The 26839-nt window shown below is 62.1% G+C and carries 28 protein-coding genes; 9 read left to right on the top strand and 19 right to left on the bottom strand.

Going from position 1 to position 26839, the window contains the following annotated elements; all coding sequences use genetic code 11:
- The first annotated feature begins 17 nt into the window (after positions 1–17).
- The 6 genes from U8L64_RS19570 (at position 18) to U8L64_RS19545 (ending at position 4489) form a co-directional block, all read left to right on the top strand.
- Positions 18–344 carry a YbaB/EbfC family nucleoid-associated protein gene (locus tag U8L64_RS19570; protein WP_008567825.1) on the top strand — a complete coding sequence of 109 codons (327 nt, stop codon included), beginning with the start codon at positions 18–20 and terminating at the stop codon, positions 342–344.
- 83 nt (positions 345–427) lie between these two features.
- A complete protein-coding gene (recR, locus tag U8L64_RS19565) occupies positions 428–1027 on the top strand; it encodes a recombination mediator RecR (RefSeq protein ID WP_043295588.1) in 600 nt (199 codons plus the stop codon).
- Positions 1028–1202: 175 nt separating this feature from the next.
- Positions 1203–2192 carry an ABC transporter substrate-binding protein gene (locus U8L64_RS19560; RefSeq protein WP_043295586.1) on the top strand — a complete coding sequence of 330 codons (990 nt, stop codon included), beginning with the start codon at positions 1203–1205 and terminating at the stop codon, positions 2190–2192.
- Positions 2193–2286: 94 nt separating this feature from the next.
- Positions 2287–3033, top strand: a complete 747-nt coding sequence (locus U8L64_RS19555) for an ABC transporter ATP-binding protein (protein ID WP_043295585.1) — start codon at positions 2287–2289, stop codon at positions 3031–3033.
- Positions 3030–3803: an ABC transporter permease gene (locus U8L64_RS19550; protein WP_043295583.1), complete on the top strand. Its 774-nt coding sequence runs from the start codon at positions 3030–3032 to the stop codon at positions 3801–3803. The genes U8L64_RS19555 and U8L64_RS19550 overlap by 4 nt, the downstream gene beginning before the upstream one ends.
- A gap of 11 nt (positions 3804–3814) precedes the next feature.
- A complete protein-coding gene (locus tag U8L64_RS19545) occupies positions 3815–4489 on the top strand; it encodes an amino acid ABC transporter substrate-binding protein (protein ID WP_333398701.1) in 675 nt (224 codons plus the stop codon).
- Between the two features lie 9 nt (positions 4490–4498).
- Here U8L64_RS19545 and U8L64_RS19540 read toward each other — a convergent pair whose 3' ends face one another.
- The 4 genes from U8L64_RS19540 to hemN all read right to left on the bottom strand — a co-directional run bounded on the left by U8L64_RS19540 (position 4499) and on the right by hemN (position 7909).
- Positions 4499–5098 (bottom strand): SCO family protein, encoded by a 600-nt coding sequence (locus U8L64_RS19540; protein ID WP_156714616.1) that lies wholly within the window; start codon positions 5096–5098, stop codon positions 4499–4501.
- A 17-nt stretch (positions 5099–5115) separates the two neighbouring features.
- Positions 5116–5664 carry an adenine phosphoribosyltransferase gene (locus U8L64_RS19535; protein ID WP_054093040.1) on the bottom strand — a complete coding sequence of 183 codons (549 nt, stop codon included), beginning with the start codon at positions 5662–5664 and terminating at the stop codon, positions 5116–5118.
- 17 nt (positions 5665–5681) lie between these two features.
- A complete protein-coding gene (fnr, locus tag U8L64_RS19530) occupies positions 5682–6419 on the bottom strand; it encodes a fumarate/nitrate reduction transcriptional regulator Fnr (protein ID WP_008567816.1) in 738 nt (245 codons plus the stop codon).
- A 107-nt stretch (positions 6420–6526) separates the two neighbouring features.
- A complete protein-coding gene (hemN, locus tag U8L64_RS19525) occupies positions 6527–7909 on the bottom strand; it encodes an oxygen-independent coproporphyrinogen III oxidase (RefSeq protein ID WP_156714614.1) in 1383 nt (460 codons plus the stop codon).
- A 196-nt stretch (positions 7910–8105) separates the two neighbouring features.
- Here hemN and nadE point away from each other — a divergent pair, with 196 nt between their 5' ends.
- Positions 8106–8933 carry an ammonia-dependent NAD(+) synthetase gene (gene nadE, locus U8L64_RS19520; RefSeq protein ID WP_333398696.1) on the top strand — a complete coding sequence of 276 codons (828 nt, stop codon included), beginning with the start codon at positions 8106–8108 and terminating at the stop codon, positions 8931–8933.
- 34 nt (positions 8934–8967) lie between these two features.
- Here nadE and U8L64_RS19515 read toward each other — a convergent pair whose 3' ends face one another.
- The 13 genes from U8L64_RS19515 to ccoN (U8L64_RS19455) form a co-directional block, all read right to left on the bottom strand.
- Positions 8968–9678: a sulfite exporter TauE/SafE family protein gene (locus U8L64_RS19515; protein WP_138299944.1), complete on the bottom strand. Its 711-nt coding sequence runs from the start codon at positions 9676–9678 to the stop codon at positions 8968–8970.
- Positions 9671–9883, bottom strand: coding sequence for a cbb3-type cytochrome oxidase assembly protein CcoS (gene ccoS, locus U8L64_RS19510; protein ID WP_043295573.1), 213 nt, complete (start codon positions 9881–9883; stop codon positions 9671–9673). Before ccoS ends, U8L64_RS19515 begins: the two co-directional genes overlap by 8 nt.
- 62 nt (positions 9884–9945) lie before the next feature.
- Positions 9946–12345, bottom strand: a complete 2400-nt coding sequence (locus U8L64_RS19505; RefSeq protein WP_333398693.1) for a heavy metal translocating P-type ATPase — start codon at positions 12343–12345, stop codon at positions 9946–9948.
- A gap of 7 nt (positions 12346–12352) precedes the next feature.
- A complete protein-coding gene (locus U8L64_RS19500) occupies positions 12353–12853 on the bottom strand; it encodes a FixH family protein (protein ID WP_333398691.1) in 501 nt (166 codons plus the stop codon).
- A gap of 12 nt (positions 12854–12865) precedes the next feature.
- Positions 12866–14278: a cytochrome c oxidase accessory protein CcoG gene (ccoG, locus tag U8L64_RS19495; protein WP_043295567.1), complete on the bottom strand. Its 1413-nt coding sequence runs from the start codon at positions 14276–14278 to the stop codon at positions 12866–12868.
- A 138-nt stretch (positions 14279–14416) separates the two neighbouring features.
- A complete protein-coding gene (gene ccoP / locus U8L64_RS19490; protein WP_043295565.1) occupies positions 14417–15334 on the bottom strand; it encodes a cytochrome-c oxidase, cbb3-type subunit III in 918 nt (305 codons plus the stop codon).
- A complete protein-coding gene (locus U8L64_RS19485; protein ID WP_008567805.1) occupies positions 15335–15520 on the bottom strand; it encodes a CcoQ/FixQ family Cbb3-type cytochrome c oxidase assembly chaperone in 186 nt (61 codons plus the stop codon). It lies immediately after the preceding gene.
- Positions 15521–15526: 6 nt separating this feature from the next.
- Positions 15527–16138, bottom strand: coding sequence for a cytochrome-c oxidase, cbb3-type subunit II (gene ccoO, locus U8L64_RS19480; protein WP_054093035.1), 612 nt, complete (start codon positions 16136–16138; stop codon positions 15527–15529).
- 14 nt (positions 16139–16152) lie between these two features.
- Positions 16153–17580 (bottom strand): cytochrome-c oxidase, cbb3-type subunit I, encoded by a 1428-nt coding sequence (ccoN, locus tag U8L64_RS19475; RefSeq protein WP_333398686.1) that lies wholly within the window; start codon positions 17578–17580, stop codon positions 16153–16155.
- A complete protein-coding gene (locus tag U8L64_RS19470) occupies positions 17577–17762 on the bottom strand; it encodes a hypothetical protein (protein ID WP_138299940.1) in 186 nt (61 codons plus the stop codon). Before U8L64_RS19470 ends, ccoN (U8L64_RS19475) begins: the two co-directional genes overlap by 4 nt.
- A gap of 170 nt (positions 17763–17932) precedes the next feature.
- Positions 17933–18868: a cytochrome-c oxidase, cbb3-type subunit III gene (gene ccoP / locus U8L64_RS19465; RefSeq protein ID WP_333398684.1), complete on the bottom strand. Its 936-nt coding sequence runs from the start codon at positions 18866–18868 to the stop codon at positions 17933–17935.
- Positions 18869–18963: 95 nt separating this feature from the next.
- Entirely contained in the window at positions 18964–19575 is a 612-nt protein-coding gene (ccoO, locus tag U8L64_RS19460) for a cytochrome-c oxidase, cbb3-type subunit II (protein ID WP_003289929.1), read from the bottom strand.
- Positions 19576–19586: 11 nt separating this feature from the next.
- Entirely contained in the window at positions 19587–21011 is a 1425-nt protein-coding gene (gene ccoN, locus U8L64_RS19455) for a cytochrome-c oxidase, cbb3-type subunit I (RefSeq protein ID WP_043295558.1), read from the bottom strand.
- 62 nt (positions 21012–21073) lie between these two features.
- Here ccoN (U8L64_RS19455) and U8L64_RS19450 point away from each other — a divergent pair, with 62 nt between their 5' ends.
- On the top strand, positions 21074–21760 hold the full coding sequence (locus U8L64_RS19450) for an alpha/beta family hydrolase (RefSeq protein ID WP_333398833.1): 687 nt from the start codon (positions 21074–21076) through the stop codon (positions 21758–21760).
- 27 nt (positions 21761–21787) lie between these two features.
- On the opposite strand, the gene U8L64_RS19445 is transcribed toward U8L64_RS19450, so the two are convergent.
- The gene (locus U8L64_RS19445; protein WP_333398681.1) at positions 21788–23356 is read right to left on the bottom strand and encodes a methyl-accepting chemotaxis protein; all 1569 of its coding nucleotides are present in this window, start codon (positions 23354–23356) and stop codon (positions 21788–21790) included.
- 345 nt (positions 23357–23701) lie between these two features.
- Entirely contained in the window at positions 23702–26377 is a 2676-nt protein-coding gene (gene acnA, locus U8L64_RS19440) for an aconitate hydratase AcnA (RefSeq protein ID WP_333398679.1), read from the bottom strand.
- A gap of 205 nt (positions 26378–26582) precedes the next feature.
- On the opposite strand from acnA, the gene tusA reads away from it, so the two are divergent.
- Complete coding sequence (gene tusA, locus U8L64_RS19435) at positions 26583–26834, top strand: sulfurtransferase TusA (protein ID WP_003289923.1); 252 nt, start codon at positions 26583–26585, stop codon at positions 26832–26834.
- Positions 26835–26839 lie beyond the last annotated feature (5 nt).

The following is a 26839-nucleotide window of genomic DNA, read 5'->3' as shown; positions in this document are numbered from 1 at the left end:
CATTTGAGGTGATTCCCATGATGAAAGGTGGCATGGCCGGCCTGATGAAGCAGGCGCAGCAGATGCAGGAAAAGATGCAGAAAATGCAGGAAGAGCTGGCGAATGCTGAAGTCACCGGCCAGTCCGGTGCGGGCCTGGTCAGCGTGGTGATGAACGGCCGTCATGACGTTAAGCGTGTCAGCCTGGACGACAGCCTGATGCAGGAAGACAAGGAAATCCTCGAGGATCTGATCGCCGCCGCGGTCAATGACGCCGTGCGCAAGATCGAGCAGAACAGTCAGGAAAAGATGGCCGGTATGACTGCCGGCATGCAGCTGCCACCCGGATTCAAAATGCCCTTCTAACACTGCCTTCAACTGCACGTGGCCGGCTTTCCAGGCGAAGGCCGTCACGGGCAACCCGTTGTTCCGTTTTCCTCGAGATTCCCATGAGTTTCAGCCCCCTGATTCGCCAACTCATCGATGCGTTGCGGATTCTGCCCGGCGTCGGACAGAAGACCGCGCAACGCATGGCCCTGCAGTTGCTCGAGCGTGATCGCAGCGGCGGTTTGCGTCTGGCGCAGGCGTTGACCCGGGCGATGGAAGGCGTCGGTTACTGTCGCCAATGCCGCACGCTGAGCGAGGATGATCTCTGCCCGCAATGCGCCGATCCGCGACGCGACGATGCGCTGTTGTGCGTGGTGCAAAGCCCGGTGGATGTGTTCGCGGTCGAGCAGACAGGGTTTCGCGGGCGCTATTTCGTCCTCAAAGGGCATCTCTCGCCGCTCGATGGTCTCGGCCCCGAGGCCATCGGCATACCCGAGCTGCTCACACGGGTGGCCGATGGTGCGTTCGCTGAAGTGATTCTGGCGACCAATCCGACGGTAGAAGGCGAGGCCACGGCGCACTACATCGCTCAGATGCTGGTGCCCAAAGGCTTGACCATCAGTCGCATCGCCCATGGCGTGCCGCTGGGCGGTGAACTGGATCTGGTCGATGGCGGTACGCTGGCCCACGCGCTGGCCGGACGTAAACCAATCAATCTGTGAAATCTTCGCGCTCGGTATGCCGCAGCGCTTTAACCTTATAGCGCTTTGCCAGTGCCGCCCCAGCTCTGATTCCTGTAAAGTTCTAAGCCAAACCCGCTAGATAACCAAAAAGAATAACTTGCTTGCTTTTGGTTATATGGCATTCCTTTGCGTGCAGCTCGAATCGAGGTCGTAAATGAAAGCAAAGCATTGGCTGTTCTCGGCACTTTTGCTCGTGAGCGCATTCGCTCAAGCACAGGAAAAATTCAAGGTCGGTTATATCCGGGTAATGGACGATGCGCAGGCAATGGTGGCGCATGAGGCCGGCCTGTATGCCAAGCATGGTCTTGATGTCGAGCTGATCGAGTTCAGTTCCGGCACCGATCTGATCAAGGCAATTGTCGGCGGCCAGCTGGATACCGGCGTGCTGGGCTTCACCAACGCTGTGGCCTGGGCTTCGAAGGGCGCGGACCTGAAAGTGGTTGGCGGCGCTCAACAGGGCTATCACTCGATTCTGGTCCGCGAGCAGACCGGCATAGCCGATGTTGCCGGTCTCAAGGGGCATAGCCTGGCGTCCCAGCGTGAAGGCAGTACCGCCGATGCCGTGCTGCGCGGTGTGACGCTGAAGGCCGCCGGTCTCAAGCCGAGTGACGTCAACATCATGGGCGTCAGCCCCGCGGTCGCGGTGCAATCGCTGGTTTCCGGGCGGGTCGACGCAGCCTTTCTGTTCGAGCCCTATGACCGCATCGCGCAACTGGTCGCGCCGGTCAAGCAGGTCTACGAGATTGGCGAGGTCTGGCCTTTCCCCTGCATGGTGGTGATCACCTCCGGTGACACGCTGGCCAAGCGCAAGGATGCAGTGTGGAAGTCTCTCGATGCCCAGCGCGACGCCATCAGCCTGCTCGAGCAGCAACCGGCTGAGGCAGCCAAGTTGATCGCCGACTACTTCATCGCCGAACCGACGCTCAAAACCCTCAAACGTGGCGAACTGCCTCGCGAGACTGTAATCGAGGAGGCCATAGCGACCCAGACGTTCAGCGCCAAGCTCGACGATCAGGATCTGGCACGCATTCAGGAGCTCGCCGATATCCTGCAGGAACAAGGCTCGCTGAAGACCCGCGATGGCAAGGCATTCGATACCCGCGCGATCCTTGATCTGTCTTGGCAGGCTGCCCGCCAGCTCTGATTCGCGATGATCTATGCAGGGGCCTGCCCGCCACGCGGCAGGTCCCGTTCGTTCTGGCCCGATTCGATGGGCCACTTTCTGTTCAAGAGTGTTTATGCAGCTCAGGTTTGAAGAAGTAGACAAACGCTTTGGTCAGCTGGAAGTCATCAAGGGCTTCAGCGGCGAGTTCGCTCAGGGTGAGTTGGTGGCTCTGGTCGGTCCGTCCGGCTGTGGCAAGTCGACCTTGCTGCATCTGGTGGCCGGGCTGGAAAAAGCCAGTGCGGGAAGGGTGCTGGCTGATGGTCAACCGATTTCCGGGCCGAGCCCGCAACGCACCCTGGTTTTTCAGGAGCATGCGCTGTATCCGTGGCTCAGCCTGCAGGCGAACGTGGCAATGGCGCTGGAGCTGCAGGGTGTCGCCAAAGGCAGTGCGTTCGAACAGGCAGCAGCCTGGCTGGCGCGCGTCAATCTCGAAGGCTTCGAGCACTACTATCCCCACCAAGTTTCGGGAGGAATGCGCCAGCGTACGGCCTTGGCACGGGCATTCATCGCCAAACCCGAGGTGCTGCTGCTGGACGAACCATTCGGTGCGCTCGACGCGCTGACGCGCATGGCCCTGCAGGATGTGTTGCGCGAGCTGATCGAGGAGCATCAGCCGACCGTCCTGCTGGTGACCCACGATGTCGATGAGGCGCTTTATCTGGCCGATCACGTGCTGGTGTTCAGTGCGCGCCCGGCCCGTGTGCTGAAAACCTTCAACTTCACCCATTGCGAGAAGAGTCACGATCTTTCCGAATTCGCTGCCGAGCGCCGGGAGATTCTGCGGTTGCTGGGTATCAAGACGGAGGTCGAGCACGCATGAGCCAGGGACGTCGTTTGACTGGAGCGAAGAAATACCTCGCCGTGGTGTTGGCAATTCTGTTCATTTTGCTGATCTGGCAGGCCGCCGCCTGGAGTCTGCCGGCATTCCTGATGCCGGGAATACCCACCGTATTTGAGCGAATGGTCAGCGCGGTGCAGGAGCCAGAGTTCCGTGAGGGACTCTACGGCAGCATGAGTCGCCTTGGCAGCGGCTACAGTTTCGCGCTGTTGTTCGGCATCGGCTTCGGTCTGGTGGGCGGAGTGCTGTTCTTCTTCCGAGAGATTCTGCGTTCGGCCATCGTTATCCTACAGTCGATCCCGTCGATTGCCTGGGTGCCGTTGTTTCTCATCGTCATGGGTTTCGGCAATCTGCCGATCATCGTGGTGGTGGCCTTGGCGGCATTCTTCCCCATGGCGCTGTCGGTGATGAATGCCACCGAGAGCGTGCAGCCTGTGCATGTGGCGGCGGCGCGCGTAATGGGAGCCTCGCGCTGGCAGCTGTTGCGTCGCGTCTACCTGCCGGCGGTGATGCCGGAGCTGATCACCGGTGCTCAGCTGGCGTTCGGCAACGCCTGGCGTGCGCTGATCTCCGCCGAGATGCTGATCGGCTTTGGCCAGGGCCTCGGCCGCTCGCTGGCCTATTCCGGCGAAATCGCCGACATGGTCGGGGTGATGATGAACATCCTGGTAATCGCCATCCTGGCGACGTTGATCGATCAGGTGGTGCTGGAGAAGTTCAAGCAGCGCATGCTGCGCTACCAGTACGTCTGAGGAGACTGCCTGTGGCTGCGTTCCTGCGCATCGCCTTGCTCGGGGCTCTGTGCCTGCCAGGTCTGGCGCTGGGCGAGCCGCAGTCGGCGGCTCCGGGCGAAACCTATCGTGCACTGTCGAGCGATGCCCAGGGCAGTCTCAACAATGCAATCGCTGCAGCGCTGGGGGACTCGTTGCAGTCTGCCGTCGATGATTTCCGCGTCGGCACGACTGGGAATGGTTCGCTCTTTTACCGGACGGAAATCGCTGCGCTCGGTGCCACCTCCGATGGGCCGCGCGAGTGGGCGCAGCTGCACGGGGAGTCGTTCTGCATCGCGGCTGACAATCCGCAGATGGTGACTGTTGCGGCGCGTTATGGCGCCATTGCGCGCCCTTATCCCAGCTCGGCCGAGGCGCTGATCGGTTTGAAGCTGGGCGAGTGCCGCGTTGTTGTCGAAGATGCGAGCTTGCTGGAGAACATTGCCGAACTGCCTGAGTGGCGCCGCTTCAATCGTCTCCTACCGCGCCTGGCGGATGCGAACATGCAGTTACGGGTGGCAGCGAAGACCTCGGAGCTGCAGGAGAAGGTGGATGCACTACAGCAGCAGTGGCACGCCAATGGGCGGCTGCAGGCACTCGTCGAGCAGGCCATCGATGATGTCGCGTTTCAGGCCTACGTCTTGGCTGACACCCTGGATTGCCACTGACGCTGGACGTTACTGGCTCTTGACCAGTTCCGGCAGCGCATCTGCCAAGCCATTCAGCTTGAGTGGCGCGCGTATATGCCCACGCAGGCTGCCGTCTGGCGCAACGAGTGCGATGTTGCCGCTGTGGCTTACGCTGTAATCACCATCTGCTGCGTTCGCGGGTACGAAGGGCAGGCCGAGCGCCTTGGATAGCTTGGTCAGCTCGGATAGCTCGCCGGTCAATCCCTTGAATCCTGAGCGGTAGTAGGCGAGATATTGCTTCAGGCGTTCCGGCGTGTCGCGTGCCGGATCCACGCTGACGAGTACCACCTGAACGCGTTCACGTAGCTCGGGCTGCAAACGGCCAAGCAGACGGCGCAGATCGCTGAGCGTAGTCGGACAAACGTCCGGGCAGGCGGTGAAGCCGAGGAACAGCAGGTGCCAGCGGTCACGCAGATCACGGGTGTCGAATGCTTGGTCATCCTGATCGACGAGATGCAGCGCCGGTATTGCTCGTTCGCGCGGCAGCAACAGCAGATTGGCCTCGTCCAGCAGCACATCGCGGTCCAGCGCATGAGCGCCGGTGGTCATTGCCAGGAAGACGAACAAGAAGCGGCGAAATACGCGCATGAACGCCACCCTCAACATCAACGCTCGTTGAGCGAGAACGCCGTGAGGGTGAAGGTGGGAATGTCCATGTCCTGCAGCTTGCGCGAGCCGCCAAGTTCCGGCAGATCGATGATCGCGGCCGCTTCGTGGACGGTAGCGCGCATTCGGCGAACGAGTTGCGCCGCGGCAATCAGCGTACCGCCGGTTGCGATCAAGTCATCGAAAAGCACGACCGAATCGCCTTCGCACAGGCTGTCGGCATGGATTTCCAGCTGCGCCTCGCCGTATTCCGTGCAGTAGGTTTGCGAAAGGACATCCGCTGGCAGCTTGCCCTGCTTGCGAAACAGCACCAACGGTTTGTTCAGTTCGTAAGCGAGAATCGAGCCGAGCAGAAAACCGCGCGCATCCAGCGCGCCGATGTGGCTGAAATCCGCTTCCACATATCGCTGGATGAGGCTGTCGGCGACCATGCGCAAGGCTTTGGGTGACTGCAGCAGCGGCGTGATATCGCGAAAGATCACGCCGGGGCGGGGGAAGTCCGGTACTGGGCGGATCAGAGTCTTGATGCTGAATTCATCGAAGATCATGCGCGCACCCTGTCGGTCTACTGAGCGTCCATGCTGCCGCCAGCCAGGGCGCACAGACCGATGGAGTCAAGAATGCGAACTTCCTTGCCTTCGGCCTCGAGCAGACCGTTCTGCTGGAACCGGGTGAAAACGCGCGAGACTGTCTCGACCGCCAGCCCCAGGTAGTTGCCGATTTCGTTGCGCGACATTGGTAGGCGGAATTGATTGGCCGAAAAGCCGCGGGCGCTGAAGCGTGCCGACAGGTTGATCAGGAAAGTCGCGATGCGTTCGTCGGCGGTTTTCTTCGACAGCAGCAGCATCATTTGCTGATCGTCGCGAATTTCGCGGCTCATGATGCGCATGAGCTGGCGGCGCAGCTGCGGCAGCAGCACGCTCAATTCGTCAAGGCGCTCGAAGGGGATCTCACACACCGATGTGGTTTCCAGCGCCTGTGCGGAGACCGGGTAGCTCTCGGTGTCCATGCCGGATAGCCCGACCATTTCGCTCGGCAGGTGGAAACCGGTGATCTGCTCTTCGCCACCATCGGTGACGCTGAACGTGCGCAGAGCTCCGGAACGCACCGCGAATACCGAACTGAAGGCGTCTCCCTGACGAAACAGGGTTTCACCTTTTTTCAGCGGTCGTCCGCGCTTGACGATGTCATCGAGCGCGTCCATGTCCTGCATGTTCAAGGAAAGCGGCAAACAGAGGCCGGAAAGACTGCAATCCTTGCAATGGGCTTGGCGCTGCGCGCGGATCTTGATCGACTCGGGCATGGGGGTTTCCAGAGAGCCTGTGTATAGCGGGCAAGGTTACCCCAGCGGGCGGCAATATCCAATCGGCCCGGGGCTGCATGCGACAAGATGGAACTTTTTTCGTTTACCTAGATGATGCGCGAATAACGCTGGTTCGTAGTGTCGGTGAGATAGTGATCGAACAGCATGCAGATTGCCCGGACCAGCAGCCGCCCTACGGGCTGGACGATCAGATGATGTTCGCTCAGCTCGACCAGACCGTCAGCGGCCATCTGTTCGAGTTGTGGCCAGACGGCACGGAAGTAGTACTTGAAATCGATCGAGAAAGTCTGCTCGATGCTGGCAAAGCTCAGTTCGTAATCACAGATGAGTTTCTGAATCACCATCCGCCGGATGCGGTCGTCCTCGCTGCAACGCAGGCCGCGTGTGGTAGGCAGCTGGTCTTGGTCGAGCGTTTGCTGGTAGACGGTGATGTCGCTGCTGTTCTGGCTGTAGAGATCGCCGACCTGGCTGATCGCTGAGACACCCAGACCGATGAGATCGCAATGCCCGTGGGTGGTATAGCCCTGGAAGTTGCGCTGCAATGTGCCGTCCTCCTGAGCCATTGCCAGGTCGTCGTCGGGTAGCGCGAAGTGATCCATGCCGATGTAGCGATAGCCTGCGTCTGTCAGTTGCTCGATGCTGCGCTGGAGCATGGCGAGCTTGTCGGCGGGGCTGGGTAGATCAGCGGCGTTGATACGTCGCTGCGGAATGAAGCGTTCGGGCAGATGGGCATAGTTGAACAACGACAACCGGTCCGGTTGTAGTGCAATGACCGCCTCCATCGTTGTGGCGAAACGCTCGGGCGTCTGCAGTGGCAGGCCGTAGATGAGATCGATGTTCACCGAGTGAAATTGCAAGGTGCGTGCTGCTTCGATGAGCGTGCTGGTCTGCTCCAGCGTCTGCATGCGGTTGACGGCGCGCTGGACCTCCGGGTCCAGATCCTGAACGCCGACGCTGATCCGATTGAAGCCCAATTCGCGCAGCAGCCCCATCGTGGACCAATCGGCCTCACGCGGATCGATTTCGATGCTGAAATCACCATGATCGTCATCCTGCAGATTGAAGTGCTTGCGCAGGTGAGCCATCAGGCGACGCAGTTCGTCATGACTGAGGAATGTCGGTGTTCCGCCACCAAGGTGCAGTTGCTCCACCACTTGATCCGGTCCCAAGTGGCGTGCCACCAGCTCGATTTCTTTCTCGAGACGCTCCAGATAGGGCAGCACGCGGCCGTGGTCCTTGGTGATGACCTTGTTGCAGCGGCAGTAGTAGCAAACGTTGGCGCAAAACGGCAGATGGACGTAGAGCGAGAGTGGGCGGGAGGCATGGCGGCTGCTGCGCAGCGCATGCAGCAACTCGAACGAACCAATGCCACCGTTGAACTGTGCTGCCGTTGGATAGGAGGTATAGCGCGGCCCTGCCTGATCGTAGCGACGGATCAGGTCGGCATCCCAACGAATGGAATAGAGCATGTGGCTTCCCGGTTTTGGCAGCGGTGGCCGGATTCTAGGGGGGGCGCCTGTCAATCGACTTGACCTGTATCAAACTAGCCCTGACGCTAGCCGCGCCATCCAGATCAGCGGCGCGAAGCAGAGAAATCTCGGCCGATCGTGGTCGGATGAGTACCCAACCCTCCATGTTCATTTGCGCCTCAGGCCAGGAGAAAACATGCACAGTCGCCAAGCCGAAATTGCCGCCGCGCTCGGAGTTCAGCCGCCCTTTGACGGGGACGCCGCGATCCAGACGCAGATCGATCGCAGGGTCCGATTCATCCAGAACTGTCTGCGTGAGTCGGGAATGAAAACGCTGGTGCTTGGCATCAGTGGTGGTGTCGATTCGACGACCGCGGGCCTGCTGGCACAACGAGCGGTAGAAGGGATGCGTGCCGCGGGCGAGGGCGATGAGTACCGTTTCATAGCGGTGCGCCTACCCTACCAGACACAGCATGACGAGCACGAAGCACAGCTGGCGATCGAGACCATCCAGCCTGATGAATGCCATACCGTCAATATTGCCGCGGCGGTACTCGGGCTCGCAGAGGCTACCGAGGCACTGGCGCCGCTGCCGGCTGGCAAGCGCGACTTCGTACTCGGCAATACCAAGGCGCGGATGCGCATGGTGGCGCAATACACCATCGCCAATGCGCGGCAGGGCTTGGTGATCGGCACCGACCATGCGGCCGAGGCGGTGATGGGGTTCTACACGAAGTTCGGTGATGGGGCGTGCGATCTCACGCCGCTTGCCGGTTTGGTGAAAGGGCAGGTGCGCCAGCTAGCCGCAGCCCTTGGTGCTCCCGCGCAGCTGGTACACAAGGTGCCGACTGCGGATCTGGAAGAGCTGATGCCGGGTCGGCCGGACGAGGAGGCGCACGGAGTGGCCTATCGTGACATCGATGCCTTCCTGCTTGGGCAGCCGGTATCGGCAGAGGCCGCGCGTATCATCGTCGAGACCTTCGACAAGACGGCGCACAAGCGACAGATGCCAAAAGAGCCTTGATGAGCCGACGGCGGACGTCTGCTGTGTGGTGCTGTCAGTGCGCCGAATGCGCCGAGACGCCGCCGTGCCCCATGAGCCACTGCTGATGCGGGCCGGGCATGGTCCAGAGGCCGAACAGGATGACCATCACGCCGCCGATGACGCGGATGCCACGCCTGCGCAGCAGTGTCGTCAGCCGCTCGGCCGCCAGCCCGGTAGCCAGCAGCACGGGCCAGGTGCCCAGCCCAAACGCCAGCATCAGCAGTGCGCTGTCGAATGCATCGCCCTGGCTGGCTGACCATAGCAACGTGCTGTAGACCAGCCCGCAAGGCAGCCAACCCCACAACGCGCCGAGCAGCAGTGCGCGCGGAAGACTGGTGACCGGCATCAGGCGGCTGGCATAGGGCTGGATGTAGCGCCAGAGGCCACGTCCCAGCGCTTCTACACGCGTCAGGCCGCTCCACCAGCCAGCCAGGTAAAGTCCCATACCGATCAGCAGCAGTGCCGCGATGACGCGCAGCGCCAACGCTGCGGGGCTATTCGCCACTGCCCAGCCGGCGAGGCCGATGAGCAGCCCCGCCAGCGCGTAGCTGAGGATGCGGCCGAGGTTGTAGGCCAGCAGCAGGCGCAAACGCTTGCCGCGCTGCTCGGGCGGAATCGCCAGCGTCAGAGCGCCCATCAGCCCGCCGCACATACCGAGACAGTGCCCGCCACCGAGCAGCCCGAGCACCAACGCCGAAAGCAGCAGTGGCGCCAGCTCAGTCACGATCGGATTTCTCCTCTCCAGCCTGCGGACGCTGCGGCTTTTGCTCCGAGAACGCCTGCGGGGCTTCGTCATCATCGAAGAGGATGCTGTGCGCCGGGCCGTCGAGATCGTCGTACTGGCCGCTATCTACCGCCCAGAAGAATATCCAGATCGCCACAGCAACCAGGACTACGGCAACCGGAATCAGGATGTATAGAGCAGCCATAGCGAATCTCCGGTTACGAGGGAAGGTTCAGTGTCGCGGAGCAGGGCGCGGAAGGTCCAGCCCTAATGACGCGTCAGGCGCAGGGCGTTCAGGACTACCAGCAGCGAGCTGGCGGACATGCCCAACGCGGCCCACAGCGGCGTAACCCAGCCAATCGCGGCGAAGGGCAAGATAAGGCCGTTGTAGAGACTGGCCCACGCAAGGTTCTCGACGATGATCCTGCGGCTGCGGCGCGCGATGTCGAAGGCCTGCACCAGGCTATGCAACCGGTTGGACAACAGAACCGCGTCGGCGCTGGTTTTTGCGAGATCGGTTGCCGAACCCATCGCCACGCTGATATCGGCGGCGGCCAGAATGGGCACATCGTTGACGCCATCGCCCAGCATCAGCACGCGATGCCCTTGCCCCTGGATTTCCTGAAGGCGCGCCAACTTGGCCGCTGGCGTCAGGCCTCCTTCAGCCTGATCGATGCCCAGCTGCTCGGCGATCTGTCCGACCATCGGCGAACTGTCGCCGGAGAGCAGCACGGTCTTCCAGCCCTTGCGCCGGCACGCTGCAAGCAGGGCGGGAGCGTCCTCGCGCAGGCGATCGTCCAGTACCAGCCAGGCAAGCGGACCTTGTTCATCACCGAGCAGCAGCCATTGGCCCTGGTCCCCGGGGATCACCGGCGCCGCTGCGCCGTAAGCCGCCGCGACGAAGGCCGGCTGGCCAATGCGCAGGTTGCGGTCGCCCACGCTGCCTTGCAGACCCAGTCCGGGCACGCTGTCCACCGTGTCTGCCGGCTGGGGCGCGCGTCCGAACGCTCGCGCAATCGGATGCTCCGAGCGGTTTTCCAGCGCAGCAGCCAGTGCCAGACACGCATCTCCATCCAGCGCGCCGAGGCAGTGCACCGCTGTTAGGGTCAGGCGGCCTTCGGTGAGGGTGCCGGTCTTGTCGAAAATTACCGTGTCGATCTGATTGAGTCCTTCCAGCACATGCCCCCGAGTCAGGAGTAGCCCGAGCTTGTGCAGCGTGCCTGTCGCGGTGGTCAGCGCGGTTGGCGTCGCTAGTGACAGCGCGCAGGGGCAGGTGGCGACGAGCAGCGCGAGCACGATCCAGAACGCCCGCGCCGAATCGATCTGCCACCAGGCCAGTCCCACTACTGTGGCAACCATCAATACGATCAGAAGGAACCATTGCGCTACACGGTCGGCAAGCTCTGCCAGTCTCGGCTTGTCTGCCTGGGCGCGCTCGAGCAGGCGAACGATTGCCGAAAGGCGGGTATCGTCGCCCAGAGCCTGGACTGCAACGGTCAGCGGACCTTCAACGTTCAGCGTGCCGGCGGTCACGCTATCACCGACGCCACGCGCCAGCGGCAGGTACTCGCCGGTCAGCACCGATTCGTCAACACTCGACTGGCCGCTGGAAATAACGCCATCAGCCGGTATCAGCGCGCCAGGCTGGACCAACACCCGATCACCGACCTGCAGTTCGCTGAGCAGGATTCGGCTGCTGTGGCCGGCTTCGTCCAGCTTCAGACAGGAGGCGGGCAGCAGATTGACCAGCTGCGCAGTGGCCGCGGCGGTCCGCTCGCGGGCGCGGCGTTCCAGATAGCGGCCGGCGAGCAGGAACAGAGCGAACATCCCAACCGCATCGAAATACAGTTCGCCTTGGCCGGTCAGGGTCGACCATATGCCGGCGATGTACGCACCGCCGATGGCCAGCGAGACCGAGACGTCCATGGTCAGATGACGAGTGCGCAGATCGCGTAGCGCACCTTTGAAAAAGTCGGTGCAGCAGTAGAAGACGATGGGCGTCGTGAGTAGCAGCGCGGTCCAGCGCAGGATGCTGTCCATGCCAGCGGACAGATCGAGGTTGAATTCCGGCCAGGTGGCCATCGTCGCCATCATCACCTGCATCCACAGCAGCCCGGCGACGCCGAGCTGACGCATGGCCCGACGATTCTCCCTGGCCAGGTGTTCGGCAGCCTGATCGGGGTGATAGGGATGCGCGGCGTAACCGATGCGACGTAGCTCTGCCAGCAGCTCGCTGAGTGGCAGTCGGGCGTCGCTCCAGCGGACCTGCAGGCGGTGATTGGAAAGATTGAGGCTGGCTTCGGCCACGCCATCGACGCCTTTGAGGTGCCGTTCGATCAGCCAGCCGCAGGCGGCGCAGCTGATGCCCTCGATCAGCAGGGAGGTGCTGGCTAGCTCACCGTCATGCTTGACGAACGGTTGCTGCACGTCCTGACGGTCATACAGCGCCAGTTCGTCGCTGAGCGCCTCGGGCAGTGCTTGTGGATTGATCGCTGCGTCGCTGCGGTGCTGGTAGTAGCTCTCCAGACCGCTCTTGACGATGGTTTCCGCCACGGCCTGGCAGCCTGGGCAACACATCGGTCGGACTTGGCCGAGCACGAGCGTCTGGTAGTGGCTGCCGGTCGGGACCGGCAGGCCGCAGTGATAGCAGGGGGTAGGCTGGGCCATCAGAGGCTCAAGGAATCAGTTCCAGCGATTGGCCGGGCTCGATGGTCCGCTCTCCGTACAGGCGCCAGTCCTGCTCGCCCTCCCGGCCGAGGAGTTCGATGAAGCGTCGGCCACTGACCGATTCCTGCATCTGACCCTGGTAGAAACCCTCGCCCTGCGGTTGCAGGACGATGCGGCGATCCCGCTCCGGCTGCGTCGGCGAAAGCAAGTTCAGCACCAGCTGTTGTGGCTTGCTGGCGCCGCTGAGCTGGATCTCGGCCAGTCCGCGCTGCTCATTCAGCACCAGCTGCGCGCGCATCCCCAGGCTTTCGGCCAACTTCTCACGCTCCAGCGACTGGTTGATGCCCTTTCCGGCATCGTAATAGTTATCGGCGACCAGGCTGTCGGCGTTGCGGATCGCGATGGTCAACATCGACACCCCGAGTATCACCGAGATCAGCAGAATGCCGATGACGAACCAAGCCCAGAACTGGGTGTACCAACGCGTCTGTTCGTTATTGGAGCGCATGCAGAACCTTGTTTAACGGATGCTTGGGCCGATGAAGCGGCTGTCAGCCTCATCGCTGATCGACTCGTCGTCCATCGATTTGATGTGGAAGACGATCTCATTGGTGCTGGATGGCAGCTTCTCTGGTGCCATAGACAGCTCGACCGGGATGGTAACCAGCTCGCCGGCTTGCGCACGGACTTCGCTGCGGCCCTCGTAGGCCAGCCCATCCAACCCGGACGTCGTGATGACGAAGCTCTGCGCGTGCTGGGCCTTGTTCATCACTTTGAGGGTGTAGACGTTCTCGATCCGGCCTTGCTCGTTCTCACGATACAGCACGCGGTCCTTGAGGACGTCCAGCTTGACCAGCGGGCGGTCGTACACCGCGTAGGCGAACAGTCCGATCATCACGCTCAGCGCCACGGCGTAGCCGATCAGGCGCGGGCGCAGCAGGTGGGTCTGCTGGCCGGAGAGATTGTGCTCGGTGGTGTAGCTGATGAGCCCGCGTGGGTAGTTCATCTTGTCCATGATCGCGTCGCAGGCGTCGATGCAGGCCGCGCAGCCGATGCATTCGATCTGCAGGCCGTCGCGGATGTCGATGCCGGTCGGGCAGACCTGCACGCACATGGTGCAGTCGATGCAATCGCCGAGCCCCATGGCCTTGTAGTCCGCTTCCTTCTTGCGCGGGCCGCGCTTCTCGCCGCGTCGCGGGTCGTAGGAAACGATGAGGGTGTCCTTGTCGAACATCACGCTCTGAAAGCGCGCGTAAGGGCACATATAGATGCACACCTGTTCGCGAAGGAAACCGGCGCTGCCGTAGGTGGCGAGCGTAAAGAAGCCGATCCAGAAGGCCGTCCAGCCATTGACTTGGAAGGTGATCAGGTCGGGGACCAGCTGACGAATCGGTGTGAAGTAGCCGACGAAGGTGATGGCGACGAGAATGCCGACGGCAATCCAGATTGCGTGCTTGGCGAGCTTGCGCAGGAACTTGTTGGCGCTCATCGGTGCCTTGTCCAGCTTCATGCGCTGGTTGCGATCACCCTCGGTGATCTTCTCGGCCCACATGAATACCCAGGTGAACACGCTCTGCGGGCAGGTATAGCCACACCAGACGCGTCCTGCGAAAACGGTGATGAAGAACAGGCCGAAGGCGCAGATGATCAGCAGCCACGACAGCAGCATGAAGTCCTGGGGCCAGAAGGTTGCCCCGAAGATGTGGAACTTGCGCTCAGGCAGATCCCACCAGACGGCCTGGCGGCCATCCCAGTTGAGCCATACCGTGCCGAAGAACAGGATGAACAGCGCTGCGCCACCTACGCGTCGCAGGTTGCGAAACAGGCCGCTGAAGGCACGGGTGTAGATCTTTTCACGGGCGGCGTAAAGGTCATTGGAGGCTGCGACCTTGGCCGGGGGAGTTACATCGCGAACGGGAATCTGCTCAGTCATCAAGTGCATACCACGGCGGAAGGTGGGTGTCCCGACCGATGCATGCCGATCGGGATCATTTTTCTGTTCAGCTGCGAATGGTACGCCCGGAGATACGGGGTCAGGTGCGACAGGTGGTCGCTTCCGACCCCGCCGGAATCAGTTCTCCGGCTGCTGAGACAGGCTGTAAACGTATGCGGCCAGCAGGTGCACCTTGTCATTGCCAAGGATGGCTTCCTGGGCTGGCATGCGGCCGTTACGACCGTAGCGCAGGGTTTGCTGAATCTGAGCGAAGCTGGAACCGTACAACCAGACATTGTCGGTCAGGTTCGGTGCGCCCATCGCAGCGATGCCCTTGGCATCAGGTCCATGACAGACTACGCAATTGGTAGCGAAGATCTTTTGACCCTGCTCAACGTCCACGTTGATACCCTCTGGGGTATCGCGACCGCTCAGGCTGCGCACGTAGCCAGCCACGTTGCGGATGCCTTCTTCGCCGATCACGTCCTTCCAGGCCGGCATGGCGGCCTGGCGGCCATGCAGGATGGTGGTCTTGATGGTGTCGGGCTCGCCACCGTACAGCCAGTCGTTGTCGGTCAGGTTCGGGAAGCCGTACGCGCCCTTGGCGTCGGAGCCGTGGCAGACCGAGCAGTTGGATGCAAACAGACGGCCGCCCATCTTCAGCGCCTGCGGATCCCGGGCGACTTCCTCAACCGGCATGGCAGCGTACTTGGCGTATAGCGGGCCGTACTGTTCGCCGGCCTTGTCCATCTCACGCTGCCATTCCTTCACCTGGGTCCAGCCACCCTCGTAGCCCGGCAGGACGCCTTTCCAGTTACCCAGGCCCGGGTAGAGAACTAGGTAGCCCAGGGCAAAGATGACGGTGGCGACGAACAGCATGAACCACCAGCGCGGCAGCGGATTGTCGTACTCCTCGATGCCGTCATAGGAATGGCCGACGGTTTCTTCGGTGCTGTCGTGGCGTTGTCCCTTGCGAGTGGCCAGCAATAGCCAGACCAGAGCGGCGATGGTGCCGAGGGTCAGCAGGGTGATGTACCCACTCCAAAACGAGGTCATTTATTTATTACTCCTGGAAGCTTCTTCATCACGCTTCTTGGCGTCGGTCTCGTCGTCTGCGAAGGGCAGGTTGGCGGCTTCGTCAAAGCTATTCTTGCGTTTGCTGCTGTAGGCCCAGAGCACGACGCCGACGAAAGCGACGAAAACCAGCACAGTGCCCAGGCCGCGAAGAGTCCCGATATCCATCATGCGTTACCGTTTGTTCGTGAGTGCAGTGCCGAGGACCTGCAGATAGGCCACCATGGCGTCCATTTCGGTCTTGCCCTTGACGGCATCCCGAGCACCGGCGATGTCTTCGTCGGTATAGGGCACGCCGAGGGTGCGCAGCGCTTCCATCTTCCGGGCAGTGTGCTTGCCATCCAGGGTGCTTTCGACCAGCCACGGGTAGGACGGCATCTTCGATTCCGGTACTACGTTGCGCGGGTTGAACAGGTGAGCACGGTGCCAGTCGTCGGAGTAGCGGCCGCCGACGCGAGCCAGGTCCGGACCGGTGCGCTTGGATCCCCACAGGAACGGATGGTCGTAGACGCTTTCACCCGCGACGGAATAGTGGCCGTAGCGTTCGGTCTCGGCGCGGAACGGGCGGACCATCTGCGAGTGGCAACCGACGCAGCCTTCGCGGATATACAGGTCACGACCTTCGAGCTGCAGCGCGGTGTAGGGCTTCATGCCCTCGACCGGCTCGTTGACCGCATCTTGGAAGAACAGCGGAACGATTTGGGTCAGACCGCCGATGCTCACTGCCAGGATCATGAACAGGGTCAGCAGACCAATGTTCTTCTCTAGTTTCTCGTGCTGTTTCATTTAGATTCGATTCCTCAAGCGATCTGCGCGGCAGCGTCGTACTGGGCTGGCTTGGCGGCGCGAATGGTGCGCCAGGCGTTGTAGGCCATCAGCAGCATGCCGGCGAGGAAGAATGCACCGCCCAGGGCGCGGACCATGAACCCGGGGTGACTGGCTTCCAGTGCTTCGACGAAGGAGTAGGTGAGCGTGCCGTCTTCGTTGACCGCGCGCCACATCAGACCCTGGGTGATGCCGTTGACCCACATCGAGGCGATGTAGAGCACGGTGCCGATGGTGGCCAGCCAGAAGTGCGCGTTGATCAGGCCGATGCTGTGCATCTGCTCACGACCGAAGACCTTCGGGATCAGGTGATACATCGAACCGATGGTGATCATCGCTACCCAGCCGAGGGCGCCGGCGTGTACGTGGCCGATGGTCCAGTCGGTGTAGTGGGACAGGGCGTTGACGGTCTTGATCGCCATCATCGGACCTTCGAAGGTCGACATGCCGTAGAACGCCAGCGAGACCACGAGGAAGCGCAGGATCGGGTCGGTGCGCAGCTTATGCCAGGCTCCCGACAGGGTCATCATGCCGTTGATCATGCCGCCCCAGCTCGGTGCCAGCAGGATGATCGACATCACCATGCCCAGCGACTGCGCCCAGTCCGGCAGCGCGGTGTAGTGCAGGTGGTGCGGGCCGGCCCAGATATAAAGGGTGATCAGCGCCCAGAAGTGCACGATCGACAGGCGATAGGAATACACCGGACGCTCGGCCTGCTTCGGTACGAAGTAGTACATCATGCCGAGGAAGCCGGTGGTCAGGAAGAAGCCCACGGCGTTGTGGCCGTACCACCACTGCACCATCGCATCGGTAGCGCCCGAATAGATCGAGTAGGACTTGAACCAGCTGACCGGGATTTCCAGGTTGTTGACGATGTGCAGCATCGCCGTGACCAGGATGAAGCCACCGAAGAACCAGTTACCCACATAAATGTGCTTGGCCTTGCGCTTCATGATGGTGCCGAAAAACACCAGCGCGTAGGAAACCCAGACGATGGCCAGGAGGATGTCGATCGGCCATTCCAGCTCGGCGTATTCCTTCGAGCTGGTGAAGCCCTGCGGCAACGTGATGACCGCGAGGACGATCACCGCCTGCCAACCCCAGAAGGTGAAGGCTGCGAGACTGTCGGAGAACAGACGCGCCTGGCAGGTGCGCTGCACCACGTAATAGGACGTGGCAAACAGTGCGCTACCGCCGAAGGCGAAAATCACCGCGTTGGTATGCAGCGGCCGCAGTCGACCGAAGCTTGTCCACGGTAGATCGAAGTTCAGCGAAGGCCACACCAATTGTGCGGCAATCAGCACGCCCAGACCCATCCCCACGATCCCCCAGATCACCGTCATGACGGCGAATTGGCGGACCACCTTATAGTTATAAGCAGACTCACTTATTGCTGTGCTCATGCAAAGGCTTCCACGCTAATGGCATTTTCAAAGGCAAAAACGGCGGCGAGTATGGATAAAGCAGGGGGGCAATGCAAACGGCTGCGGGGCGCTCGCAACGCGTCAAAACCCAGAATCCAAGCGTTTTCCAGATGTTTTACAAGGTCGTTTTTGCGCCGCTCCGGTGCGCTGATCTCCGGCATTTGCGCGCAGTTGCGCGGTGATCGGCGGACCAATCGGCAAAGCTTAGGACGTGAGCGTGGAAGGGGGTAGTGCGGTCAGCTGAAGCGCCTGCGACAGAACGTCGCAGGGCAGAAAAACTTGTGCCGGGACAAGGTCAAGCGGGCGGTCCGAGTGTACCGCCCCTTGAGACTCAATGGCGGGCGAGTTGTTCCGGTTTTTGTGACAGGCTGTAAACGTAAGCGGCGAGCAGGTGTACCTTGTCGTTGCCCAGGTACTGCTGCTGTGCCGGCATCTGCCCGTTACGGCCATGGCGGATGGTCTGCTGCAGCTGCCCCAGGCTCGAACCGTAGATCCAGCCAGCCGGGTTGGTCAGCTTGGGCGCGCCGAGCATTGCCATTCCCTCGCCAGCTGCACCGTGGCAAGCCACGCAGTTCTGCGCGAAGACAGCCTTGCCAGCGGCGAGATCGGCTTGCGTACCTTCAGGCAGCGGCAGACCGGCGAGTTCGGCGCGCACATAGGCTGCCACGTTCGCCACGCCTTCTTCGCCAATGACCTGACCCCAGGCCGGCATGGCACCGATGCGGCCATTGAGGATGCTGGCCTTGATCGCGTCGGGTTCGCCGCCCCAGCGCCACTCGTGGTCGGCCAGGTTGGGGAAGCCCATCGAGCCTTTGGCATCGGAGCCGTGGCAGATGGCGCAATAGTTGGCAAAAAGGCGGCTACCCATTTTCAGCGCCTGTTCATCCTGAGCCAGCTGCTCGACGCTCATGGATGCATACTTGGCGAAGATCGGGCCGTATTTCTGCTCGGCCTGGTCCATTTCGCGCTGCCATTCCTTTTCCTGGGTCCAGCCGTTCTCGTAGCCCGGCAGCACGCCCTTCCAGTTACCGAGACCGGGGTAGAGCACCAGGTACAGAATGCCGAACAGCAGCGTGCCGATGAACAGCATGAACCACCACTTGGGCAGCGGGTTGTCGTACTCCTCGATGCCGTCGAAAGAGTGACCCATGGTCTTGTCGGTCGTACCGGCCGATTCACCCTTGCGGGTGGCGAAGATCAGCCAGAACAGAGCGACGATGGTGCCCAGCGTTAGCAGGGCGATGTATCCACTCCAGAATGTGCTCATGTGCTACTCCTGGACAGCCCGAGGCACTCTGGCTGTCCGCGATTTAAGTCCCTGACGGTTGCCACGCAACCGTCGTCTCTCTTAGGCGTAACGGTTCAACGCTTGTTGGTGAGCGCGGTGCCGAGGACCTGCAGATAGGCCACCATGGCGTCCATCTCGGTCTTGCCCTTGACGGCTTCCCGAGCGCCGGCGATGTCTTCGTCGGTGTAAGGCACGCCGAGAGTGCGCAGCGCCTGCATTTTCTTGGCAGTGTCCTTACCGTCCAGGGTGTTCTCGACCAGCCACGGGTAGGACGGCATCTTCGATTCCGGTACCACGTTGCGCGGGTTGAACAGGTGGGCACGGTGCCAGTCGTCGGAGTAGCGGCCGCCGACGCGGGCCAGGTCCGGGCCGGTGCGCTTGGAGCCCCACAGGAACGGATGGTCGTAGACGCTTTCACCCGCGACGGAATAGTGGCCGTAGCGCTCGGTTTCGGCGCGGAACGGACGGATCATCTGCGAATGACAGCCGACACAACCTTCCTTGATATAGATGTCACGTCCTTCCAGTTGCAGCGCGGTGTAGGGCTTCATGCCCTCGACCGGCTCGTTGACCGCATCCTGGAAGAACAGCGGAACGATCTGGGTCAGACCGCCGATGCTCACGGCCAGGATCATGAACAGGGTCAGCAGACCGACGTTCTTCTCGAGTTTTTCGTGCGATTTCATTCCCTAGCTCCTCAGGCGATCTGCGCGGCAGCGTCGTACTCGGCCGGCTTGGCAGCCTGCACGGTGCGCCAGGTGTTGTAGGCCATCACCAGCATGCCGGCGAAGAAGATCGCACCACCGATCATCCGTACCACGAAACCGGGGTGACTGGCTTCCAGTGCTTCGACGAAGGAGTAGGTGAGCGTGCCGTCTTCGTTGATCGCGCGCCACATCAGGCCCTGGGCGATGCCGTTGACCCACATCGAGGCGATGTAGAGCACGGTGCCGATGGTGGCCAGCCAGAAGTGGCTGTTGATCAGGCCGATGCTGTGCATCTGCTCGCGACCGAAGACCTTCGGAATCAGGTGGTACAGCGCACCGATCGACACCATCGCCACCCAGCCGAGGGCGCCGGCGTGTACGTGGCCGATGGTCCAGTCGGTGTAGTGGGAGAGGGCGTTGACGGTCTTGATCGCCATCATCGGACCTTCGAAGGTCGACATGCCGTAGAACGCCAGGGAGACCACCAGGAAGCGCAGGATCGGGTCGCTACGCAGTTTGTGCCAGGCACCCGACAGGGTCATCATGCCGTTGATCATGCCACCCCAGCTCGGTGCCAGCAGGATCAGCGACATCACCATGCCCAGGCTCTGCGCCCAGTCCGGCAGTGCGGTATAGTGCAGGTGGTGCGGACCGGCCCAGATGTAGACCGTGATCAGTGCCCAGAAGTGGACGATCGACAGGCGATAGGAATACACCGGACGCTCGGCCTGCTTCGGCACGAAGTAGTACATGATCCCGAGGAAGCCGGCGGTGAGGAAGAAGCCCACGGCGTTGTGTCCGTACCACCACTGCACCATCGCGTCGGTCGCACCGGCGTAAAGCGAGTAGGACTTCATCGCGCTGACCGGGATTTCCAGGTTGTTGACGATGTGCAGAATCGCCACGGTCAGGATGAAGGCACCGAAGAACCAGTTACCGACATAGATGTGCTTGACCTTGCGCGTGGCCAGGGTGCCGAAGAACACGATCGCGTAGGCAACCCAGACGATGGTGATCAGCAGGTCGATCGGCCATTCCAGCTCGGCGTATTCCTTGGAGCTGGTGAAGCCCAGCGGCAGGGAGATCGCGGCAAGCAGGATGACCAGTTGCCAACCCCAGAAGGTGAACGCGGCCAGTTTTGGCGCGAACAGGGTGGTCTGGCAGGTGCGCTGGACCGAATAGTAGGAAGTCGCGAACAGAGCACAGCCGCCGAAGGCGAAGATCACCGCGTTGGTGTGCAAGGGACGCAGACGACCGAAGCTGGTCCACGGTAGGTCAAGGTTCAGGAATGGCCAGGCCAATTGCGCTGCGATGAAAACGCCGAGCCCCATCCCGACGATTCCCCACACCACCGTCATGATGGCAAATTGGCGGACCACCTTGTAATGGTAGGCGGTACTGGTTGCTGTGTTCATGTATGGGCTTCCATCCACGGGTAATGAGCAGTTTTTTCTTTCCTAGGAAAGCGGGGGCAAGGATGGGGAAAGGGCAATTTGCCGGTATTGACGCTGGTCAATACACGCAGGCCGCGCAGGGGCATTCCGGGCTCTGGACGAGGCCGTCCGACGAAGCGTTCGCGACATTGATTCTGGCGCACGGCGCCGGTGCGCCGATGGACAGTCCGTTCATGCAGCAGATGGCTGAACGCCTTGCTGCGCGCGGGGTTGCGGTGTATCGGTTCGAATTCGCCTACATGGCCGAACGACGCACGGCGGGACGCAAGCGCCCGCCCGAGCGGCAGCCGCAGTTGCTGCAGCAATGGCGGGAACAGTATGCGCTGGTGCGACAGCAGGCCACAGGGCCGCTGGCCATTGGTGGCAAGTCGATGGGCGGGCGGATGGCCAGTTTGCTGGCCGATGAACTGGGCGCCGACGCGCTGGTGTGCCTGGGCTATCCGTTCCACCCCGCGGGCAGGCCGGAAAAGTCGCGCGTCGAACATCTGGCCGAGCTGCACGCGCCTGCGCTCATTCTCCAGGGCGAGCGCGATGCACTGGGCAATCGCGCCACGGTCGAAAGCTATCGGCTTTCGCCGATGATCCAGCTGCGCTGGCTGGCAGCTGCCGACCACGATCTCAAACCCCTGAAACGCTCCGGGCTGAGCCATGCGCAGCATCTGGATAGCGCAGCGCAGGCGATCGCCAGCTTTCTAGCCGCCGTCGCGTAGCGTCCGGCCGACGCGAGCGGAGGAACCCTAGCGGTTGAAGCGCTCGACCAGCGAGTACTGACCTTCGGCGGTTGAACTCAGTTCCTCGCTGAGCAGGGCCGTGTCGCGCGCATCGCCCGATGTCTGGTCCGCCAGCCGGGCGATGGTGCTGACGTTCTGGCTGATCTCTTCGGCGACGGCACTCTGCTGCTCGGTCGCTGAGGCGATTTGCGTAGTCATGTCGATGATGTTGTTCATCGCCTCGCTGATGCCGCTGAGCGCCTGATCGGCCTGCGCGACCTGTTCGACGCCCCGGGTGGCCTGGATACGACCTTCCTCGGTGGTCTCGACCGCATGGCGGGCCTGCTGCTGCAATTTTTCGATCAGCTGATGGATCTCGCCGGTGGCGTCGGCCGTGCGTCGCGCCAGTTGCCGGACTTCATCGGCGACCACGGCGAAACCTCGCCCGCTCTCGCCAGCCCGCGCCGCCTCGATGGCGGCGTTGAGCGCGAGCAGGTTGGTCTGATCGGTGATGCTCTTGATCACATCGACCACGGTGCCGATCTCGTTGCTGTCGAGCGCGAGACGGTCAACCGCCTCGCCGGTGCGCGCCACCGACGCGGACAACTGCTGGATCGCCGCGCGGGTCTCGGCGGCGACGTCCCGGCCGTGCACGGTCAGCTGACTGGCGTGTCGGGTGGCTTCGGCAGCGAGGGCGACGTTTGCGGCGACTTCCTGCGTGGTCGCCGCCATCTGGTTGATCGCGGTAGCCACCTGCTCGGTTTCCTGATGCTGTTGTGCCAGGCCATTCGAACAGCTGTGTGCCAACGAATCAGCCTTCTTCGCCTGTTCCTGCAATTGTACTGCGCTGTCCTGCAGGCGAGTCAGGCACGTCCTGAGGTGCGCCTGCTGGCTCAGTATCGCCATCTCCAGCTGAGCTTCGACGTCACGGCTGTCGGTATACATTTGGGCGATCAGCGGGTCGCTGGTGGTCTGCGCGGCCAGACGTAACAGCCGCATCAGGCCGCGCTGCTGCCAATGCAGGCCAGCCAGGCCGAGAGGAACCGAAAGAAGTGCCGCCAGGGCGAAGCCGAGCGAATGATCGAGCCAGGCGCCAATCATGAAACCGATCTGGCTGACCAGAATGAAGGGCAGCCATTTGGTCGCAACCGACAGCCAGAGATCGCGCCGCGGCACGCCGCTCTTGCCGGCATTGATGCGCGCATAGAGGGATTCGGCGCGCTGAATCTGTTCACGACTCGGTTTGGTGCGCACCGATTCGTAACCGATAACCGTACGCTGACTGTCCAGAACGGGCGTTACATAAGCGTCTACCCAGTAATGATCGCCGTTCTTGCGGCGATTCTTGACGATGCCCATCCACGGCTTGCCCTGTTGCAGGGTGGCCCACATATGGGCGAACACGGCTGGTGGCACGTCGGGATGACGAATCAGGTTATGCGGCGCGCGAATCAGCTCCTCACGCACAAATCCGCTGACCTCGGCGAAGATGTCGTTGCAATAGGTGATCCGGCCTTTGAGATCGGTGGTGGAAACCAGACGCTGCTGGTCCGGGAAGGCGTACTCACGCTGGGTTACAGGCTGGTTGTTACGCATTGGGTCTCACGTCGGCAGAAATCAAGGAAAAAAGCTCGCCTGACTTTTTGATTTATATGGATTTTTTCGTTTTCAGGCTGTGTCAGGGGATCGGCGGGGGGCGAGAGTTCTTGAGCAAAAAATACGCGAATCCTCCGTGAGGGTCATATTCCTGCAATCCGCGGGGATTAACTTGACCTCACGTCGGAGCTCACCGGTGCGGGTGGGATCGTCACGCGACGGATTCAAGGACGTGGATCGGGCCGTATGGAAACGGCCGAGTATCGGCACGGCAGCCAGCTGGGAAATAGTCATGGACGGCGGGGCGCCGAGGTGAAGGATCACCTCGGCGTTTTTTTGTCAGCCTTAGCTGCCGATCAGCTGGCGCAGTACGTAGTGCAGAATGCCGCCGGCCTTGAAGTACTCGACTTCATTGAGCGTGTCGATGCGGCACAGAACCTGGAACGTGCCATGCGAACCATCGCTGCGCACAACCTCCACAGTCAGCAGTTGGTGCGGCCGGATGTCGGAGCCCAGACCGCGGATCGACAGCCGTTCGGTGCCGTTCAGGCCCAGCGACTGGCGCGTCTGTTCGCCAACGAATTGCAGCGCCAGCACACCCATGCCGATCAGGTTCGAGCGGTGGATGCGCTCGAAGCTCTCGGCGATGACCGCCTTCACGCCCAACAGGTTGGTGCCCTTGGCGGCCCAGTCGCGGCTGGAGCCGGTGCCGTACTCCTTACCGGCAATCACCACCAGCGGTACGCCCTCGGCCTGATAACGCATGGCTGCATCGTAGATCGACAGGCGCTCTCCGCTGGGCTGGTGCAGCGTGTTGCCGCCTTCTTCGCCACCGAGCATCTCGTTCTTGATGCGGATGTTGGCGAAGGTGCCACGCATCATCACTTCATGATTGCCTCGCCGCGAACCGTAGGAGTTGAAATCTTCCGGCTGCACGCCGAGCGACTGCAGGTAAAGGCCGGCTGGCGAGCTGGCCTTGATGTTGCCGGCCGGGGAGATGTGGTCGGTGGTGATCGAGTCGCCGAACACGGCGAGCACCCGCGCGTGTTCGATATCCGCAGGCGGGGCTGGTGGTTGGCCGATGTCCGCGAAGAACGGCGGGTTCTGCACATAGCTGGAGCCGGCATTCCACTGATAGGTATCGCCGGCGCTGACGGTGATCCTTTGCCAGTGTTCGTCGCCGGTGAACACGTCGGCATAACGGCTGCGGAACATCTCGCCGTCGATACGGCCGACGGCTTCGGCGATCTCGGCGCTGCTCGGCCAGATGTCCCTCAGGTATACCGGCTGATTCTGCGCGTCGTAGCCCAGTGGGTCTCGTTCCATGTCGATACGCGTGGTGCCGGCCAGGGCGAAGGCCACCACCAGCGGCGGCGAGGCCAGCCAGTTGGCCTTGACCAGCGGGTGCACGCGGCCCTCGAAGTTGCGGTTGCCCGAAAGCACCGACGAGACGATCAGGTCATTGTCGGCAATGGCCTGGCCGATCGCGTCCGGCAGCGGTCCGGAGTTGCCAATGCAGGTGGTGCAGCCGTAGCCCACCAGATTGAAGCCGAGCTGATCCAGATACGGTGTCAGTCCAGCGCGCTCCAGATAATCGGTCACCACCTTCGAGCCCGGCGCCAGCGATGATTTCACCCAGGGCTGGCGCTTGAGGCCGCGTTCGATGGCCTTCTTCGCCAGCAGCCCGGCGGCCATCAGCACGCTCGGGTTGGAGGTGTTGGTGCAGGAAGTGATGGCCGCAATCACTACGGCGCCGTGCTTGAGCGAGAAGCTTTCGCCGGCGACGGCGAACGGGGCATCGGTCTGCTGCTTGCGGCCGCTGGTTTCCAGCAACAGGTCGAAGCTGGCGCCGATGTCGCCGAGTGCGACGCGATCCTGCGGGCGCTTGGGGCCGGCGACGGAGGGGCGCACCTGGCTCAGATCCAGCTCCAGCGTGGCGGTGAACAGCGGGTCGGGCGAGTCGTGCTCGCGCCACATGCCCTGCGCCTTGGCGTAGGCCTCGACCAGTGCAATGCGTTCTTCGCTGCGGCCCGTCAGGCGCAGATAGTCGAGGGTGATCCGATCGACCGGGAAGAAGCCGCAGGTCGCGCCATATTCGGGGGCCATGTTGCCGATGGTGGCGCGGTCAGCCAGCGGCAGGTTGTCCAGCCCCGGCCCGAAGAACTCGACGAACTTGCCCACCACGCCGTGCTTGCGCAGCATCTGCGTCACGGTCAGCACCAGGTCGGTGGCGGTGACGCCCTCATTGAGTCGGCCGGTCAGGCGAAATCCGATGACCTCCGGAATCAGCATCGACACCGGCTGGCCGAGCATCGCCGCTTCGGCCTCGATACCGCCAACGCCCCAGCCGAGCACGCCGAGGCCGTTGATCATGGTGGTGTGCGAATCGGTGCCGACCAGCGTGTCGGGATAGGCGTAGGTGTCGCCATCCTCGTCGCGGGTCCAGACCACCTGGCCCAGGTATTCCAGATTGACCTGGTGGCAGATGCCGGTGCCCGGCGGCACCACGCGGAAGTTGTCGAAGGCCTGCTGACCCCAGCGCAGGAACTCGTAGCGCTCGCCATTGCGTTGCATCTCGATGGCAACGTTCTGCGCGAAGGCCTGATCGTTGCCGAAGCGGTCGACCATCACCGAGTGGTCGATCACCAGATCCACCGGTGACAGCGGGTTGATCCGCTGCGGATCGCCGCCAGCCCGGGCCACGGCGTCGCGCATGGCTGCCAGGTCGACCACCGCGGGTACGCCGGTGAAGTCCTGCATCAGCACCCGCGCGGGGCGATACTGGATTTCCTGTTCGGAACTGCGTGTATTCAGCCACTGCGCCAGCGCCACGAAGTCATCGCGACGAACCGTGACGCCATCCTCCCAGCGCAGGAGGTTTTCCAGCAGCACCTTGAGCGATACCGGCAGGCGGTCGATCTCGCCTAGCGTTGCGGCGGCCGCCGGCAGGCTGAAATATTGATAGGTTTTGCCCGCTGCCTCGAGGCTGCGACGGCATTGCAGGCTATCCAGGGAAGGCATTCAGGTCTCCTTAGTCCCGCCGGCATGGCGTTGAGGGCAGATTGTTGAAGCTAGACCCGCGCAACGGGTTTCGCCAATCACTGGACCCGCCGCGCCGAGCCGGGGTTCCCCCCGATGCAAGACGGCTTCGGCTGCGTGGCGATCGACCGAGGATGACCCGGCAGCGCGCTTGCGCCACAATGCCGGCCTGTTTCAGGAGTTCGTGATGAGCCAATCTGTTGAAATGACTGCCGATGCCGTCCTCGACGCCAGCGGTCTGAATTGCCCCGAGCCGGTGATGATGCTGCACAACAAGGTCCGCGATCTGGCTGGCGGTGCGGTGCTCAAGGTAATCGCCACCGATCCCTCGACCCAGCGCGATATTCCCAAGTTCTGCGTCTTTCTCGGCCATGAGCTGGTCGATCAGCAACAGGATGCCGACATCTACCTGTACTGGATTCGCAAGAAGAGCGAGTGATGGCA

Source organism: Pseudomonas sp. FIP_A4 (assembly GCF_036701605.1).
GTDB classification, from domain to species: domain Bacteria; phylum Pseudomonadota; class Gammaproteobacteria; order Pseudomonadales; family Pseudomonadaceae; genus Stutzerimonas; species Stutzerimonas phenolilytica.
This window is presented reverse-complemented; position numbering and strand designations above follow the sequence as displayed.